Raw genomic sequence first — 16,401 nt, forward strand, 5'->3', positions numbered from 1 at the left:
GCAAGGATATTTTATGACATTTCCAATTAATGGCTCGTGCCAATGTGGTGAAGTAAGCTACACGTTAAAAGCAGCACCTAAAATGGTGGTCGCCTGTCACTGTAAGGCTTGCCAAAAACTATCAACCAGCGCATTTAGCATTACTGCCATTGTTGATAAAGACGATATTGAATTTTCGGGTCTGATGAAGGAATGGCGGCGCCCAGCTGACAGCGGTAACGTTAGCGGAGCAAAGTTTTGCCCAACTTGTGGCAATCGCATTTACCACTTTAATCCCGCAGAACCGAATTCAATTAAACTCAAACCAAGTAATTTGGACGATACTCGCCTTATTCAACCGACGGCCCATGCATGGGTTAGTGAAAAGCAAGACTGGTATACTATCCCAGAGGGCGTCATTGTATTTGATAAACAGCCTTAGCCTGCTCTGATGTGTTCAACGTCAATTATTGAGCAAGTCATCGCGAAGGAGTGTGCGCTTCATCGCAAAGAAAATAGGCATAATATGGCGTTGTGTCGCGAACTCCTTCACCCTCAATTTATTGAGGTTGGACGCTCTGGAAGCCAATATAACTTGAGCCAGATCCTATGCTTAATGAATGAAGAAGAATGGCCAGATGGGGAGGTGGTAGCAGAGCAGTTTCACTGTGCTTATATGAATAGTGACGCTTTGCTTCTTACTTATCGCTCTGCATGGAGGGAGACTGATGGCACGCTTTCAGAGCATGCTTATCGGTCATCTTTATGGGTTGAGCAAAATGGTAAGTGGCAGTTGTTACATCATCAGGGTACGCCCACCAGTTTATTTTAGTGCTGTTGTTATGACATAGTTTGGATTGCAAAAAATCACAAAAGTAAATTTTAAGTAATTTAAAATGCGACTACACTAAATCGACATAAGAAGAATATATGCTAGATCAAGATCTAAGGAACGAGTATGCCAACATCTCAACCAGGCACTGTAGTGAGCAATGCACAAACCAGAGCCGCTAATTTAACGACGACAAACAGCAATGAAGTGCCAGCGACTAAACAATTTGTAGTGAATGCCACCGGCAACTTATTTATCGCAAGTACACTAAACAGTACCGCAGATGGAAGTGTATTGCCGCAAGAAGCTGAAAATGCGTTTGGTGAAGTCAGCGTATTTTTTGCCGCGCTCACAAAAGCGATGGCAGAAGCTGGGACAAGTCTGTACGACTACGATGCACTCAATAAATTAGTGTCAAGCTCAGGATTGTTTGTCAAAGTGACAGATAGCAATATTCAATTTGAAAGTAAGCAAAGTGGCGTCACCTTATCAAGCCAACTGATCCAAACTTTACTAGGGCTCAGTGGTAATTTAGCCTCCATAGGTAAATCATTGATGGATATGATCGCTGGTATGGGGCAAGCCTCGCTAAGTATTAGTGCGAGTTCCGACAGCCAAGACAAAAAGGTCGGGACGATTATTTTTGTTTGCGAATATCTGCTTGGTGCAATTTCTATTGCGCCCATTGTCATTTCAGCGGATGCCAATGATGTAAAAGCCATTTGGCAAGCGGGCCCTTGCTTACAAGGCGGGCATACAGACGTGCAGTTAAGTCTGTGCAAATCAGTATACTTATTTGTGCCACCTGCATTTGTTAAGCAAGCGGCATCGCTCAATGAAGCGATGTCAGACCCTGAATTTAATAATCTAATTGAATCAATGCGAAGTGTCATAGCCGCACCGCCGCAAACCACTGCAGCCAGTAAAACGACTAAAAAGGACAGTTAATGTTGGGAGTAAATAATGTTCTCAACTTGGTTTAGCAAGCAAGATAAACCGTCAAAACCGCAGTCACAGCCAATGTATACCCCAATTACTAAACATTATGTGTTTAATGAAACGGGTAATATCATGTTGTGTGCCACGGCGGATAGCATTCAGAACTTTGACACTGACTTAAAAAGTGCATTCGTTGATATTAGTGTGTTTTTTGCCGCGATGACAAAAGCGGTGACGTCGACAACAAATCCGGTGACGGGGAAGCCGTTTTCAATATTTAACTACCAAGCTGTGAAAAATATTTTGGTAGAGTCAGGGCTTTTCATTGAAACCAATGTGGAAGAAGGCACTTTTAGTCACGATGGCGTAGGTAATGCGCTCGGCAAAGCGCTGTTTCAGCATGTCTTAAATCGAGAGTTTTCTGAAAAGCAGCTGCCTTTTGCCAAGTCCATGTTTAATGGTATGCAATATCAAAGGGCGAAGATGGCAGAGCAATCTGAGATGACGGAAGCGCAGCAGCAGCTTTGCCGCAGTGGTAGCATCTTTTTTATTGGTGAGCTGTTGATGGGCGTGCCACAAACGTCGGCAATTTTGCTTAGTATCGAACCACAAAGTATTGCCCAGTCGACAGGCGATACCGAAAGTGACTGGCAAGACTTATTTTCGTTGGCTGGGTTAGATGAAGACAAGCATCAGCCCAAGCACATCGTGCGTCATTGGAAATTTAAAAAACGTACTTATCTATTTGTACCACCGCAGTTTATTTCTCATGCGGTGGCTGGACTTGGTGAGCAAAGCAATATCGATTTTGAGGAATACAGTCGCAAGTTGGCGCAAAGTATTACTCCTAATCACAGCGTTAGCTAACTTCAAATATTATAATCTTAAAGCGCCTTAGCTAATTCGGTTAATGCGCTTTTTGCTATGTCTAAATCGACTTGCTCCGTTTGCCAATTACTGAGCGCAGCACGGATCACCTTCTGCCCTTGCCAACTCCCTGGGCTGACAAATATACGGCCGTCCGCATTAATGGCATGAAGAAGGGCGGTTGTGGCTGCGTCGTCTTTGCCACTTGGCTTGAAAAGCACCACGTTCAGCTCTCCGTAGTAGACTAATTCATAGTCTGGAGAATCAGCAAACCAGTCTGCAAGCTGTTTAGTTTGCGCAATATTTTTGCCTACCCATTGACGGATCCCGTCTTTACCATAGGCAAGTAATGACATCCAAACGGGCAGTGCCCTAAATCGACGAGAGTTTTCTACACCCATCGAAAAAAAGTCGGGGTCGGCTTTTGATGTGACTAAGTATGGAGCTGGAACGTCGCAGCTTTCAACCAAGTAGTGCAAATGACGAGTGAGAAAGATCCCACAATCGTATGGCACATTGAGCCACTTGTGTGCATCCAAGGTAATACTATCGGCGAACTCTAGCCCCTTAGTGCGACCTTCTGAGCCAGAGACCAGCCGGTCGAAAATGCCAAATGCAGCATCAACATGCAGCCAAGCTTGGTGTTTATCGCATAGACGGCGGATCTGCATTAAATCGTCAAAATTAGTGCCGGTAACCGTGGCGGCACTGGCGATGACAACCTTTCCTTTGGCGTTACTTGTTGCAAGCGCTGACTCAAGCGCTGCAATATCCGTAGCCTCATTGCCTACTTGCGTTGCGACTCTCGTGATTTGGTTGCGACCAAGGCCTGCAAGACCAAGCGCCTTAATCATACTCGCGTGGGGCGTCGCGCAAAAAACCTCAACTTCCAAACCGAAGGCTCCATCTTCTGCCACATTGATCCCTTGTTGATGCCCTGCAAACTGGCGTGCTATGACTGCACCTAAGTAATTTGCTGCTGTCGCTCCTGTAGTAAAAAGACCATCAAAGCTCGCTGGTAGGTCGAATAATTCGGTTAGCCAGCGAATGGCCTGCCGCTCTATACTGGTCGCAATGGAGCCATCGCCCTTTGAGACATTTTGGTCATAGGTTGACACTAGCCAATCGGCAAAGGTGGCAACAGGTGTTGCGCCGCCAGTGACAAATCCCCAATACCTAGGCCCAATGCTGGTACTTAAGTTTGGCACTACTTGTTTACTAAAAATCTCTATCAGTGATTCAAATTCAATCCCTGATTCTGTGAGTGTTAGGTCGGGCGGAGCAATATCTCGACCTGCGACGGGACGGCTATTGCTAGACTGTATAAATGCCTCGGTAAGTTTAGAAAACTCAGTGAGTAATTGGGGTAATGCTTGCCATTGGTTGTGTGTCATCGTCATGTGTCAATCCTATTTGTGATCGAATACTGGAATTACAGTGTAACTTCGATAAAAATGCAGTACAGATACAGAATTCTTGGTTATTAAGGATACAGATGGCGAGGAAGTTTATTACATTAAGTGAGCAGGTGATTGCAGAGATAAATGCTGGTGAGCGTCAATGCGGTGAAAAAATGACTTCACTTAGGATCTTTGCCAAGCAGCATGGCGTGAGCATGAGTACTGCAATTAGAACCTATGAGGAATTACAGGATAATGGCTTTTTAGCTTCTCAAGAGAAGTCTGGTTTTTATATTTGTAAACCGAAAGCGAAAAATAGTGACATTGACTTTGCCACGTTTACGAGTGAAGTAAAATCTCCCAAAAGTGCGCTAAGACCCTCTGTCATGGGGCTCAATACGATGTTATCGACGGTGCAAGTAGCGCCCGAGTTGATGCCCATAAATCGCCTGACTAAGTTTATAAAGCAAGCGTTCGACTCTCCTCAGTATCACCATTTTCATTATCCCAATGCGATGGGACTGATGTCGCTTAGAGAGAATCTAACCAAGCACTTTAAACAAAAGGGGTTGGCGCTGAATCCTGATAATCTCGTGGTGACGGGCGGTTGTATACAAGCCGTGATGGCGGGACTGCAGGCTGTTACAAAAGCGGGGGATTGTGTGGTGGTGCCATCACCTTGTTATCAAGGTTTATTGCAACTGCTTGCAACGCTACAGCTCAAGGTCATTGAGATCCCAACGACGCCCGAAGGACTCGACCTAGAAGCCTTGGAACAGGTAGTGACAACGCAAAGGGTATCTGCGTGTTTGCTTACGGCAAACCATCAAAATCCAACGGGACACAGTCTATCTGTGCAACAAAAAGCGTGGCTTGCGGATTTTGCTGTGCGGTATCAAGTGGCGATTATCGAAGACGACGTCTTTGGGGAGCTGAGCCATAATCAAACAATGCCTTTACCGATAAAAGCGTGGGATAAAGCCGGATATGTAATTTGGTGTAGCTCAGTGTCTAAGACGTTAGCGCCGGGCTTGCAAGTTGGATGGTGTGAAGCTGGGCGTTATCAAAGCCAAGTGGCCGCGCTCATGCAGGCATTTCACGGCATGCCAAACCAATGTTTACAAATGGCGGTATCACGCTTTATTGAGACAGGACATTACCAGCGCCATTTACGTACGCTTAATCGCACCTTAGCGGCACACTGCTTCGCTTACCAAAGCTATTTGAAATCGCGTTTACCAAAGGGCTGTAAAATATCTTCCCCTCAGGGCGGAATGGCATTATGGCTGAAACTGCCTAATATTGACTGTGATGCACTCGCTTTACGGCTCGCTGAACTTGGGATTGAGATTCGCCAAGGCAGCTTATTTACAAGTCGTGAGTTGTATCAAGATCATTTGCGGATCAATTGCGGTTGGCCGCTTGATGTGGCAAAACCTTGGTTAGATAAGCTATGTGATTGGGTACTTCATAATTGCGCCAAATTATAGTGTTATGCTCGGTTCATATAATACAACAAGGAATTAAAAAATGACTGTATTACTCAACGCAGAAACTCAAGTAAATAGCGAAGCGCTCAATGCCATTGCACATATGCCAACCAAGAGTCTTGGCGTATTACTCGATAGCAACTTTACGCGTAAGCTTTGCGATAAAGACTTTATGCGCATTGCTGTTTTGCTGGCAAAAAAGGGTTATGAAGAGGGCGGTTGCCCAATTGGTGCGGTTATTGTTGATAACGAGACCAATCAAATTGTAGGTAAAGGACATAATACGTTAGTACAAGAGAGTCACCCATATAACCATGGTGAAACCTCGGCAATTCGAGATGCGGGACGGATTGATTTTAGTAAAACCACTTTGTATACCAGCCTAAGTCCTTGTGACGTATGTGCAACATTACTCTACATGCGTGGCTTTCAGCGAGTCGTGGTGGGGGATATCACGAATGCTTCAGGCAATGAGCCGCTACTTGAAAGCAAGGGCGTACAAGTCGATATTTTAGAAGATGAGCAAGGTATCGTATTGTATCAACAATTTCGTGCTGAAAAGCCAGAACAAGATTTAGAAGATTGGCAAGGTCTGGCAGCGGTAAACGCAGGTCATAAGTAGCTAACTGTGCCCATGGCGAGGTAAAACCATTACTACATGATGTACTGGATTATCAAATGAAATACTTTCCGAAGTAATATAGCCATTGCTGCGGATTGAATTGCAATGCAAATACGGGCACACTGACCGAATGATTATTTAATTTATTGAGATAAAATGATTCGGAAAATTTTATTCCTTATGGCGCTACTTGCATCAACCAAAATAATTGCTTCGCCGCAAGAAACGGTGCATTTTGTTGCGGAAGATTTGCCTCCCTATCATTTTATTAATGGCCAAGGAGAAGTGGATGGTGGCCTGGTTGAGCTTGCTCAAGCGGTAGCAGATAAAGCAAATGTTACTGCTAAAATTGAAATAATGCCGATGGCCCGTGTGTTACACGAATTAGAAACTAAACCTAATGTTGTGCTGTTATCTTGGCTAAAAACACCAACTCGAGAAGTCTATTTCCGCTTTTTGGGTACTATGTGCCATACGTCCGCATCACTCATTGGCCTGAAACAATCTCAAACGCCAATAAACGATCTTGACGCTGCAAAGCGCTATCGTACCGGAACCATACGCGGTTATTATAGTGAAACCTTTCTCAAACAAGCTGGCTTTTCTGAAGGCTATGAGTTGGTATTAGTGTCAAACTACCAAAGTCTTTGGAATTTATTGTTTAAGGGCCGGATTGATTTTGTACTAACCAACACACTAACACTCGAGAAAGAGCTAAACGCCCTTAAGCTGGACCCAAAAGCAATTGAGCATAAGTTACTTCTTGAGCATTTCCCAAGTGAGTTGGCTCTGGCGGTGAATGCAGAGTTTCCCAATGAGCTTGCGAACCGCTTGCAGCACGCACTAGCGGAATTAAGTCAAAGTGGTCAACAACACGCTATTTTGGAGCGCTGGAAAATACACTAAATTGAATGCAGCTGCTTGGTTTCGTATGTTCCTAAATTAGTATAAAGTGTGTAGACATAAATTTAGCGCATTAAGGATAGGCGTGATGTTGCAAGAGTTGGTGAGTTATTTTGGCATACTAGCAAGTATATGGATGCTGGTAGGGGTGTATGGCGTTGCCAAGCGTTACCCAAATTATAGTCACAAAAATCAATTTTGTAGTGAGTTAGGCGCCAGTGGCAGCCCAACAGAGCGATTGTCTCCTGCAGTTAATAATTACCCCTTAGCCTTTTTATTTTGTTGTTTTGGTTTTTATATCATCTTGGCACCCGAAGGGAACTGGGCGTTAGGTGTTATCGGTGGTTTGATTGTTTGTCATGGTCTAGCAACCGCTGTTGCAGGTTTCTTTCCTATGGATCGGGATCCATACACAACCTCGCCAAGTCGAGCGTGTAATATTCATTCTTTCGCGGGCATGGTAATGCTATTAAGCTTACTCATCGCACCTTTATTGGTCTGGTTTGTAAGCCCGTTAAACTCGCTGTTTGCTTGGTTTTCTACTGCTTGTGTACTTGTTTGTATCGGTTTTAGCTATCAGCTTGCCAATGCTTACAAGAAAAAGCGTAACAGTGGGCTCTATCAGCGATTAAGTTATGGCGTTCAGCTAGTCTGGCTGAGTGCGCTGTGTTTTATAGTGTAAGGTGTTGATAAGCCAATAAAATGGCTTGCGCTTCGGGTTTGCCTTTGGCAACTCGTGCATAATGATCCAGCGTTTTCTCTAAATAGCGTTTGGACAGCGTGCCTTGTTGCCAAATCGCTTCGCCCAATGGGGTTATGGCAGTGCCAGTCTTACCTGAAGTGAGATAGAGCACTTCGTAAATACGTCGATTTTCTTCAACCAGTGATTCATAGGTCAGCTTAAGTGGCAAAGATTGCAAGGTTTGCCTCAAGGTATAATGATGATGAACTGGGCAAAGCAAGAAATCGACCTCGTCACGCAAATTGCAGCAAAGACTTGTCATCAGTTCTGCGGTTAAGTCGCCGCCAACACCTGCGATGATCACTAACTGCCTGCCTGAGTATTGTGCAAGAGGGAGCGTCGCAACGTCTTGGGTGTAAAGGCTATAGCGCGTTTCAGCTTCTGGAAAGAAGCGCGCGAGATCCAATTTTACTTTCGCGATAAGCGCTGGGACTACATCAACAAAGTGTATGTGCGCTTGGCTCGAATCTAAAAATTGTGCACCAAGCTGGCCATGATCGCAGCAGCAGTCCCAAATATGTTGATAGTCTTCAGTAACAACATCATGCAAAGTCTGTAAGCGTTTTCCAAGCTTCAAGTGGATTCCTTTTATTCAGGCGTAGGTATGGTGGCGCGTTGCACTAAAGTGGTTAAGTAGGCGATGAATAAGGTAGATTGCACAGAGACTTACCGTAATTGCAACGCTCACTGAACTGAAGCGATACAGTGCGCTATAGATTAAATCTTGATTTGGCGCGAGAGACTGACCAAATAAGATCCCAAAAGTGGTAATAATACCAAAGCCAATCCCAGGAGCACCACCACTTAACAAGTGGTAGCGACTAAAAATGAAGACTAAGATCCATAAAATCAAAATTGGAAAAAGTAAAATTTGGCTATAGGTTTGCAGTAGGATTTGCGCTGCTAATGCCAAGTTACAACCTATCAGCGTGCCAACTGCACGTTGCCAGCCCGCTGTGCCCGCCGCTTTCCAACTCAGTGGAAAGAGGATTAATATTGATGCCGCTTGGGCGGAAACGGAATCTTGTAAATCTAGGATTTGGAATATCATAAATGAGAGTGTGGCTACGGTGGCGCACAGTAAGACTTCATGGCGAATACTTGCCGCGTCTTTCGCTGGCCGTGGCGGTAATTGACGCACAGTAACATCCGGAAATAACCAATGCATTACATATGCGGTTGCGATACTAATGATAATAGCCAGAGAGTTACTGGCTATGAGTGAATATAAGCCACCACTGGTTGACGCATAACTGGCAAAATGAAGTTGGATTGATAGTCCCACCACACTCATTGCACCAAATAAGAAGTTAACGCCTTTGCTCATTTGCAAAAACAAAAAGGCAAATAAGGCAAAGGTGAGTAAGGACATTAACGCAGGGTGGAAGCCAAATAGCCCTTGTAGCACCAATACCGAAAAGGCACAGACCAACCCACTTAAGATAAACTGGCGCACTATGTGTGCGTTTAACATTGGTACTAACCCAAGTAGCAGCATGGGATATACGGTAAAAAAGATACCGTACGGCCAGTTGAGCAGTTTGCTTAGTGCAAAGCCTAGCGTACTCCCAGTTGCAATACGCAGCATCTGTCTCAGGTCATTGGCGTTCAGTGCAACTTTCATATCAATAAACGTAGTGAAGTAGACTGACGAATTTGATTTGCGCTTGTGCAAGGGTTGCAAGCAGAGAGCTTTCAGGCAGAACTTGAACAGTCGCTCTGGCACCACTTGCTAGTAAAGGTAATGGCTCATCAAATGCTAAATGAACGCGTTGACGTTGCGCATCTCGCACCCAGCGGTTGGAGGTCTCAACGGCAGCCAATTGGCCGTCGGCATTGAGCTGTCCATCGCTGACGCCAGCAGAAAATTCATGGATCACGGCAGGGTATACTTTGCCCGGTAACGCATCAAAGCTCACTAGCGCTTGTTCGCCGAGTTTGACGTGGTAAAGCGATTTTTCTCTGAAATCCGCAGCTAAGTCAACATTGTCCGAAACCAAACTGGTTAGACTCACACCCGTTCGAGCATAGGTTCCCGTGGTGATCTGTAAGTTACTAATGATGCCATCATGGGGCGCGCGGACTTCGGTATAGCTGAGTTGCAATTTAGCCTGCTCTACGGCATTTCGTGCTTGCATTAGTGCAATATTTTGTTCGTCGGTTGCACCACGCTTTACTTCAAGCGCATGTAGATTAGCTCTGAGTGCACTAAGCTGTGACTTAGCCGTCGCAAAATTTGCTTGAATTTGATCTGATTCCTGCGTTGAAATTGCGTGTTGTGACAGCAAAGATTGGCTGCGTTTATAAAGTCGCTGTTGCTCATCATACTTGGCTACAGCAGCCTCTATTTGTGCTTGCTGGGCAACCATCTGTGCGTCTAATTGTTTGTTCTGCTGATTAACCTCAGCCAAAGCGAGCTCAGCCTTAGCTAATGCTAAACGATATGGCGCTTCATCAATAGTAAGTAGTAGTTGCCCTTGCTGAACTCTTTGATTATTGCTGACATTTACTGCAAGCACTTCACCACTGACTTTAGGCGTCACTTTGGTTACTTGATGATACACACGTGCCTGAGGCGTCATTGGTATATAGAGATCAGCAAAGATAAAATAGCTAAAGCAGAGTGCAAAAAGGGCGATTGAAACCTTTACGTAGCGGGAAAATTGCTGATCTGGACTAAGTTTACTCACTGGTACCCCCACTTTCAGAAATATTGTCACAACATTGCTGAGCATTGTTCTCAAGTTTGACCAAAGCATGTGCAATAGCATTGAGCTCGTCATCGCTAAGCCCATGATATAAAAGTGCCTTCACTTCACTGATCCGCATCTTTAGCTGCGCTAACTGGGCTTGCCCGTGTTCGGTAAAGTAGATTTTACGACAGCGTTTGTCTTGCTTATCAATGCGGCGTTCAATGACGTTATTCTCTTCTAACTGTTTCATCGTGCGAGTCAGGCTCGGCATTTCGATATCTAAACTGCATGCCAATTGGTGTTGTGTGCAACCTTCACCCAAATGATGAATATGCATCATGGCGGTCCAGCGAGGCTGGGTAAAACCGAGTGGCTCCACAGCTTGGGTTACGGCTTGACGGCAAATTCTATGGACTCGGCCTAACTTGCCACAGAGACTAAGATCGAGCGTTTCATGAAATGGAAGTGACGACATAACTTAAGATATATTTACTTAGCATGCTAAGTATTCTAAATTAGTTAGCATGCTAAGTAAATGGTGTGTGTTTAGGTTATTGCAATATTAGCTTTAACTCTCTGAATTGGCGGTGCTTATTTTTAGTAAGAATCGCGTATAGTGAATACAAACGTGGCTAATTACAGCGATCGCAACAACAAGTTCAAACCAAACTAGGTACTGCAACACACTTAACCAGCCTTGGCTTAAGTGTTCGCTGCCGGGCCAAGTGACGACCTTACTAATGGCGGTGACGCCGATGACTAATGGAAAGGTATATGCTGCAAAAGCGGGACTAAATGGCAGCCGCAGAAGCTGAATAAAAGCAAGGTATATTGCTAGGGTCATAATAATAGCAATGCTCAGTAGGGCAAGCACCACGCCAGCCGCTGGCATTGGATGGACACTTAAATATCCTGCTAAACATAGACTCGCAGGCGCTGCCATGACTGCAATTGTGGGCTGGGTTTGCTGTGGTATGGCACTGCCTCTACACAAACGGTAAATCATGAACGGTAGCAGCAGCAGATAAAATATCACTCCCAAGTACCAAAGCCCCATCGCCAAAGGCTGCAACGCTGCCATGCCGTTAAAGGTGACATCGGCAACGACAAACCCCACAGGGGGAATAAACCAACTTGGCACTAGCTGGTTAAGCTCAAAATTGCGGCTGCGAAAATACACGAAGCTGATTAGCAACCCTAGGTGAAGTGCAATGGCGAGTAGCCAAACCACAGTTGCAATAAGATGTGAATAGGCCGCGATGCTATGAGAAATCACCATGATTGTCATGGCACTGGTTGGTAATACACTCCCAACTACTGGATCTGCGAGATCTGCTCTTAATAGAGCTGGTTGATGAATAAACTTAAGCACTAACAACAATAAAATAAAGCCAGCCAGCAGTGCACTTAAAGGTTTTAACACAAAAAATGCGGGAAAGAGGTTACTGATACACCAGCCTAAACTAGCTAGCCCAAGAGCAAGACCAGACATCGGGGTGGGGATATTGGCGGTGAGTTTTTTACCATAAGAAAGAAGAGTAGCCATGCGTAATTTCACAATAATTGTTCGGTGAAGGGATAATACGCTTGCGCTTTGATTAAGAATATCTGAATATATTTAAATTAGTGTTCAGTAATTCTTAACATCAATGATAACCCTTAAGCAACTCAATGTATTTACGGTAATCGTGCAAGAGCGTTCGATCACGGCTGCAGCGGATAAGCTATGTTTAACTAAGGCTGCTGTTAGCATGGCTCTGGCGGAGTTAGAGCGTCACCTCGAACAACCATTATTCGATCGTGTAAATAATCGATTAATGATAAATCCAGCCGGAGAGTTATTACTACCGCATGCGCATCAAGTGCTTGATAGATGTCGCTTCTTAGAGTCCTTATTTAAAGAAAGCGAGAGGCTATATGGCGAAATTAAAATTGGTGCCAGCGATACCTTAGGCAATCATTTGTTGCCTCCCATGTTAGCGGCTTTTCAGCAGCAAACAGGGCATACGCAGCAGCAGTTGTTTATCACCAATACGGCGAAGGTGTGTGCCATGCTTCGTGATTACGAATTAGACATTGGTTTTGTTGAAGGTCGAGTGATAGGCGAAGATTTAGACATCATGCCTTGGTTTGAAGATGAAATGTGTATCGTGAGTGCAATGGACTGTGCGGTAACTGACGTTCAAACGCTGATACAAAGTCAATCTCGCTGGTTGTTACGGGAACAAGGCTCTGGCAGTCGAGAATTTTTCTTAGCGAATATTGCAGCGCAGCTTACGTCGTGGCGAACCGCGTTTGAGTTAAATTCCACCGAGGCGATTATAAATGGTGTTGCGGCAGGGCTCGGTGTAGCGTGTATCTCAAAATACTCCGCTGAACATGCCATAGCACAGCAACGAATTAAGGCGCTTTCTGGTTTAAAAACCGTACCGAGGCAGTTTTGGTTGGTGACGCGTAAAGATAAATTTCAAAGCCCAATATTAACGCGACTCATTGACTTTGCGGCGCACTGGCGTTGAACTGGGCTGTCGACCTAACGACTCAACACAGCTGGCAATGGGTATAAACTTCACAAACACTGAATGAACTTTCTCAAACCTCGGGTCTTATAGACAATAGCATATTAAGAGGTTAGATATGTCGTTCAGAACTATCGATTATTCTATTTCAGGCGTGTTAGCAGTGAGCTTATTACTGCTTGGCATTTCATTTTTGTTTGGCGCTGGGCCAAGTACCATTTCAGGTACCTTTAGCTTTTACGGGTTAACGGAGTGGGTGCCTATTGCCACGCTTGGCATTGTATTTGGCTTTGCGTTAATGGTCGCCGCGGGTCTAGTCATTTTACAGCAATGTAAGATTATTCCTGCGGCGTGGCCGCTTGCCTTAATCGCCATCATTAGTTTATTTACTTTGCTGACGTTGTTTGCCGAAAACCGCTGGATAGCAGCTCATGGCGGCTTTCCCGTTATTGGTTCTGGGCAAGGGATCATCAAGTATTTTTCGTTAGTACCCATGGCACTATTTCTATACTGCCGTCATCATATCAACACGCGAACGCTCGTATGGGCGAACTATTTCCCCGTGGCATTGGTTTTAGTCTGGATCGGTGGAATGAAATTTCTCGAACTCGAAGCAAAGGCAATCGTGCCGCTAGTGGAAACTTCACCGTTTATGTCTTGGATGTATGAGTTGTTTACCGTGCAAGAAGCCTCAAACGTGATAGGCGTCTATGACGTTTTGATGGCAGGCTTGCTCGGCATTGGCATTTGGTTTAATCAGCGAGTCTTGATTGGCGTCGCAAGCCTTGGGTGTCTTGCGGTATTTGTTATGACACAAAGCTTTTTGTTTACCGCAGCCGGTGCATTTAGCGACATGAGTTTGCTTGGTGGTTTGGGACAATTTGTGATTAAAGACTTGTGGTTTATCGCCAATATCATGGTGCTGGTGTTTTTGACATTGGAGTCCAGCTCGGCTGAGTCTATAGAGCCAGCTGTCGCGTAAATTTCATTGTGATGCAGCCCCGCTGTCAAAAGAGCGTGACCTAAGTTGCGCTCTTTTTATTTTTATCACATATGCCAGATGTACCAAGTGAAGTTTTTTCCGAAAATCGCCCTGTTGGCAGTGAAAATTAAATGTGAATAAGTTAAGGTCATAAAAAGTTGATATCAGTGGTCTAAGCTAGATTATCAAACGTATACAGCAAGATGCCATTGGTATTAAGTGGCAAAGTGAGCAAAGTTTAAAAGCTGCATGCATTGAAATGGTGTATGTATCGAAGTAGCAAGTTTAAAGAAGATAATTGTATGGAAAGACCAAATACATTAAAGCCAATCTGGCTTTCAGGTGGCGATGTAGAGAAAAAGCGCGCTGAGATCAAAGCATACTTCAACAATAGCTGGCAGCAGTACGAATCATTATTTAGCAATATCAACAATGACGACGCCTATTTTGTGAAGGCTGAGCGGTTACGGCATCCTCTCATTTTCTATTTCGGTCATACCGCTTGTTTTTACGTTAATAAGTTGATGTTAGGGAAATACATCACTCAACGTGTTAATCCACACATTGAATCTACCTGTGCAGTTGGCGTAGATGAAATGTCTTGGGACGACCTTGATAGCAATAATTACGATTGGCCAACAGTGCCAGAAGTGCGTGCTTATCGCCAGCAAGTGAATGCACTTATTAATGGGTTAATCGACGAGATGGATATTACTCTACCAATCACTCAAGATAGCCTTGCGTGGGTTGTCCTAATGGGGATTGAACACGAACGTATCCACCTAGAAACCTCTTCTGTAATTATGCGGATGCTGCCGCTGGCTGACTTGACTTTACAACCCGGTTGGGAAGCGTGTGATGAGTACGGTGATGCACCTGACAACAACCTAATCCCAGTAAGCGGTTGTAATGTTCGGCTCGGTAAACCTGAATCAAATCAAACCTACGGCTGGGATAACGAATATGGTGTACAAGACGTCAAAGTGGAGCCATTCAAGGCCAGTAAATATGTGGTCTCAAACCAAGAGTTTTTAACCTTTGTCGAAGCTGGTGGCTACAATCAACCTGAGTTTTGGACGGCTGAAGGTCAAGCTTGGCTGGCTTCAACTAAATCAACCATGCCGCGCTTTTGGGTAAAAAAAGACACAGGCTTTTGGCAACGAAACTTAGCCGAAGAAATCCCGTTACCACTCAATTGGCCAGTTGAGGTTAATTACCTTGAAGCGAAGGCTTTTTGTAACTGGAAATCAGAGCAAAGTGAGCACTTTGTACGCTTACCAACAGAAGCAGAGTGGCAAGTACTACGCGATAAGCTCGATGTTGATCTGCCAACATGGAGTGAAGCGCCGGGAAACATTAACCTTGAGGTATGTGCTTCAAGCTGTCCGGTTAACCGTTTTGAAACTGAAGGTTTATTCGACATCATCGGCAATGTTTGGCAATGGACGGAAAGTCCGATTGACGCATATAGCGGCTTTAAAGTGCATCCATTATACGATGATTTCTCGACCCCCACTTTTGATGGTAAACATAATCTGATCAAAGGTGGTTCTTGGATTTCTACAGGCAACGAAGCCGTGCGAGACTCTCGTTATGCCTTTAGACGCCACTTCTTCCAACATGCAGGATTTAGATACATCGAAAGTGAGAGTTCACAAGTGCCAGTGCAAAAGGTCAACTTGTGTGAAATGGATGCGGACGTCGCCAATGCGCTACATAGCCACTACGGTAAGCCTGTTATGCATTTTGGCAACCCATTACAAAGTGTTGTTTCACAGCTAATGGTGCATTATCAAGGTAATACAAATAAAGCGCTGGACTTAGGTTGCTCGGTCGGTCGTGCAAGTTTTGAATTAGCGAAACACTTTGCTCAAGTAGATGGCATTGATTTTACTGCGCGCAATATTCAACACGCGTTGGCCTTAAAAGAAGGCACGCCAGTACGCTTTGCTACCGAGATTGAAGGTGAAATTGTGGACTTCCACGAAGTGTCTACCTCGCAATTGGGATTTAATGAACTCAGTGAGCGTATTCATTTTTGCCAAGGGGATGGGCATAACCTTAAACCACAATTCGCCGAGTATGACTTAATCTTATGTCATCGTGTTGTGGAATACTTATATTCACCAAAAACCTTTTTAAACCAAATTAAATCGCGCTTGAATGCAGGCGGGATCCTTGCGATAAGCTCAGCCTATCAGTGGGACAAAGCGCTAACCCAAGCACAAAACTGGTTGGGCGGCTATAAGGTTAGTGGTGAGAATGTCACGGGCCGTGATGGTTTAGAAATTTTACTGGGACGAGATTTTGAACTGTTGGCTGAAGATGAAGTAATGTCCGCCACAAGCAAAAATGCACGTAAAGTTGAACTAGAGCGATGCCAACTTACGCTTTGGCGTCTTAAATAGTCGTTGATACCCATGCCAGCCAAAG

General features: G+C 44.7%; 17 protein-coding genes. 11 read left to right on the forward strand and 6 right to left on the reverse strand.

What is annotated here, in order from left to right; all coding sequences use genetic code 11:
• Window positions 1-13: 13 nt before the first annotated feature.
• The 4 genes from EXT48_RS05670 (at window position 14) to EXT48_RS05685 (ending at window position 2,617) form a co-directional block, all read left to right on the forward strand.
• Window positions 14-421, forward strand: a complete 408-nt coding sequence (locus EXT48_RS05670; protein WP_130126096.1) for a GFA family protein — start codon at window positions 14-16, stop codon at window positions 419-421.
• A 9-nt stretch (window positions 422-430) separates the two neighbouring features.
• Window positions 431-811 (forward strand): DUF4440 domain-containing protein, encoded by a 381-nt coding sequence (locus tag EXT48_RS05675; RefSeq protein ID WP_130163830.1) that lies wholly within the window; start codon window positions 431-433, stop codon window positions 809-811.
• Window positions 812-937: 126 nt separating this feature from the next.
• The gene (locus EXT48_RS05680) at window positions 938-1,759 is read left to right on the forward strand and encodes a hypothetical protein (protein WP_130163831.1); all 822 of its coding nucleotides are present in this window, start codon (window positions 938-940) and stop codon (window positions 1,757-1,759) included.
• Window positions 1,760-1,774: 15 nt separating this feature from the next.
• The gene (locus EXT48_RS05685; RefSeq protein ID WP_130163832.1) at window positions 1,775-2,617 is read left to right on the forward strand and encodes a hypothetical protein; all 843 of its coding nucleotides are present in this window, start codon (window positions 1,775-1,777) and stop codon (window positions 2,615-2,617) included.
• A gap of 17 nt (window positions 2,618-2,634) precedes the next feature.
• On the opposite strand, the gene EXT48_RS05690 is transcribed toward EXT48_RS05685, so the two are convergent.
• On the reverse strand, window positions 2,635-4,017 hold the full coding sequence (locus EXT48_RS05690; protein ID WP_045989784.1) for a pyridoxal-dependent decarboxylase: 1,383 nt from the start codon (window positions 4,015-4,017) through the stop codon (window positions 2,635-2,637).
• Between the two features lie 95 nt (window positions 4,018-4,112).
• Here EXT48_RS05690 and EXT48_RS05695 point away from each other — a divergent pair, with 95 nt between their 5' ends.
• The 4 genes from EXT48_RS05695 to EXT48_RS05710 all read left to right on the forward strand — a co-directional run bounded on the left by EXT48_RS05695 (window position 4,113) and on the right by EXT48_RS05710 (window position 7,714).
• Window positions 4,113-5,507 (forward strand): PLP-dependent aminotransferase family protein, encoded by a 1,395-nt coding sequence (locus EXT48_RS05695; RefSeq protein WP_130163833.1) that lies wholly within the window; start codon window positions 4,113-4,115, stop codon window positions 5,505-5,507.
• 40 nt (window positions 5,508-5,547) lie between these two features.
• The gene (locus EXT48_RS05700; protein WP_039497274.1) at window positions 5,548-6,129 is read left to right on the forward strand and encodes a nucleoside deaminase; all 582 of its coding nucleotides are present in this window, start codon (window positions 5,548-5,550) and stop codon (window positions 6,127-6,129) included.
• 156 nt (window positions 6,130-6,285) lie between these two features.
• Window positions 6,286-7,035 (forward strand): ABC transporter substrate-binding protein, encoded by a 750-nt coding sequence (locus EXT48_RS05705; RefSeq protein ID WP_240703352.1) that lies wholly within the window; start codon window positions 6,286-6,288, stop codon window positions 7,033-7,035.
• Between the two features lie 85 nt (window positions 7,036-7,120).
• Entirely contained in the window at window positions 7,121-7,714 is a 594-nt protein-coding gene (locus EXT48_RS05710) for a DUF998 domain-containing protein (protein ID WP_130163834.1), read from the forward strand.
• On the opposite strand, the gene EXT48_RS05715 is transcribed toward EXT48_RS05710, so the two are convergent.
• The 5 genes from EXT48_RS05715 to EXT48_RS05735 all read right to left on the reverse strand — a co-directional run bounded on the left by EXT48_RS05715 (window position 7,704) and on the right by EXT48_RS05735 (window position 12,013).
• Window positions 7,704-8,351 carry a tRNA (adenine(22)-N(1))-methyltransferase TrmK gene (locus EXT48_RS05715; protein WP_130163835.1) on the reverse strand — a complete coding sequence of 216 codons (648 nt, stop codon included), beginning with the start codon at window positions 8,349-8,351 and terminating at the stop codon, window positions 7,704-7,706. The genes EXT48_RS05710 and EXT48_RS05715 overlap by 11 nt on opposite strands.
• A 15-nt stretch (window positions 8,352-8,366) precedes the next feature.
• Entirely contained in the window at window positions 8,367-9,398 is a 1,032-nt protein-coding gene (locus tag EXT48_RS05720) for a DUF2955 domain-containing protein (RefSeq protein WP_039497279.1), read from the reverse strand.
• 1 nt (window position 9,399) lies between these two features.
• Window positions 9,400-10,464, reverse strand: coding sequence for an HlyD family secretion protein (locus EXT48_RS05725; protein ID WP_130163836.1), 1,065 nt, complete (start codon window positions 10,462-10,464; stop codon window positions 9,400-9,402).
• Entirely contained in the window at window positions 10,457-10,942 is a 486-nt protein-coding gene (locus EXT48_RS05730; protein ID WP_045989777.1) for a MarR family transcriptional regulator, read from the reverse strand. The genes EXT48_RS05725 and EXT48_RS05730 overlap by 8 nt, the downstream gene beginning before the upstream one ends.
• A 93-nt stretch (window positions 10,943-11,035) precedes the next feature.
• The gene (locus tag EXT48_RS05735) at window positions 11,036-12,013 is read right to left on the reverse strand and encodes a TDT family transporter (RefSeq protein ID WP_205992056.1); all 978 of its coding nucleotides are present in this window, start codon (window positions 12,011-12,013) and stop codon (window positions 11,036-11,038) included.
• A gap of 103 nt (window positions 12,014-12,116) precedes the next feature.
• On the opposite strand from EXT48_RS05735, the gene EXT48_RS05740 reads away from it, so the two are divergent.
• The 3 genes from EXT48_RS05740 (at window position 12,117) to ovoA (ending at window position 16,376) form a co-directional block, all read left to right on the forward strand.
• Window positions 12,117-12,986 carry a LysR family transcriptional regulator gene (locus tag EXT48_RS05740; protein WP_130163837.1) on the forward strand — a complete coding sequence of 290 codons (870 nt, stop codon included), beginning with the start codon at window positions 12,117-12,119 and terminating at the stop codon, window positions 12,984-12,986.
• A 118-nt stretch (window positions 12,987-13,104) separates the two neighbouring features.
• Window positions 13,105-13,968, forward strand: coding sequence for a DUF417 family protein (locus EXT48_RS05745; protein WP_130163838.1), 864 nt, complete (start codon window positions 13,105-13,107; stop codon window positions 13,966-13,968).
• 302 nt (window positions 13,969-14,270) lie between these two features.
• Entirely contained in the window at window positions 14,271-16,376 is a 2,106-nt protein-coding gene (gene ovoA, locus EXT48_RS05750) for a 5-histidylcysteine sulfoxide synthase (protein ID WP_130163839.1), read from the forward strand.
• Window positions 16,377-16,401: the final 25 nt, after the last annotated feature.

This window comes from Pseudoalteromonas sp. CO348 (assembly GCF_004208845.1).
Taxonomy (GTDB): Bacteria; Pseudomonadota; Gammaproteobacteria; order Enterobacterales; family Alteromonadaceae; genus Pseudoalteromonas; species Pseudoalteromonas maricaloris.

What these genes read in the sequence shown, in the direction of transcription:
- EXT48_RS05670 (WP_130126096.1), top strand. Translation starts at nt 14, where the DNA reads ATGACATTTCCAATTAATGGCTCGTGCCAATGTGGTGAAGTAAGCTAC.
- EXT48_RS05675 (WP_130163830.1), top strand. Translation starts at nt 431, where the DNA reads ATGTGTTCAACGTCAATTATTGAGCAAGTCATCGCGAAGGAGTGTGCG.
- EXT48_RS05680 (WP_130163831.1), top strand. Translation starts at nt 938, where the DNA reads ATGCCAACATCTCAACCAGGCACTGTAGTGAGCAATGCACAAACCAGA.
- EXT48_RS05685 (WP_130163832.1), top strand. Translation starts at nt 1,775, where the DNA reads ATGTTCTCAACTTGGTTTAGCAAGCAAGATAAACCGTCAAAACCGCAG.
- EXT48_RS05690 (WP_045989784.1), bottom strand. Translation starts at nt 4,017, where the DNA reads ATGACGATGACACACAACCAATGGCAAGCATTACCCCAATTACTCACT.
- EXT48_RS05695 (WP_130163833.1), top strand. Translation starts at nt 4,113, where the DNA reads ATGGCGAGGAAGTTTATTACATTAAGTGAGCAGGTGATTGCAGAGATA.
- EXT48_RS05700 (WP_039497274.1), top strand. Translation starts at nt 5,548, where the DNA reads ATGACTGTATTACTCAACGCAGAAACTCAAGTAAATAGCGAAGCGCTC.
- EXT48_RS05705 (WP_240703352.1), top strand. Translation starts at nt 6,286, where the DNA reads ATGATTCGGAAAATTTTATTCCTTATGGCGCTACTTGCATCAACCAAA.
- EXT48_RS05710 (WP_130163834.1), top strand. Translation starts at nt 7,121, where the DNA reads ATGTTGCAAGAGTTGGTGAGTTATTTTGGCATACTAGCAAGTATATGG.
- EXT48_RS05720 (WP_039497279.1), bottom strand. Translation starts at nt 9,398, where the DNA reads ATGAAAGTTGCACTGAACGCCAATGACCTGAGACAGATGCTGCGTATT.
- EXT48_RS05730 (WP_045989777.1), bottom strand. Translation starts at nt 10,942, where the DNA reads ATGTCGTCACTTCCATTTCATGAAACGCTCGATCTTAGTCTCTGTGGC.
- EXT48_RS05735 (WP_205992056.1), bottom strand. Translation starts at nt 12,013, where the DNA reads ATGGCTACTCTTCTTTCTTATGGTAAAAAACTCACCGCCAATATCCCC.
- EXT48_RS05740 (WP_130163837.1), top strand. Translation starts at nt 12,117, where the DNA reads ATGATAACCCTTAAGCAACTCAATGTATTTACGGTAATCGTGCAAGAG.
- EXT48_RS05745 (WP_130163838.1), top strand. Translation starts at nt 13,105, where the DNA reads ATGTCGTTCAGAACTATCGATTATTCTATTTCAGGCGTGTTAGCAGTG.
- ovoA (WP_130163839.1), top strand. Translation starts at nt 14,271, where the DNA reads ATGGAAAGACCAAATACATTAAAGCCAATCTGGCTTTCAGGTGGCGAT.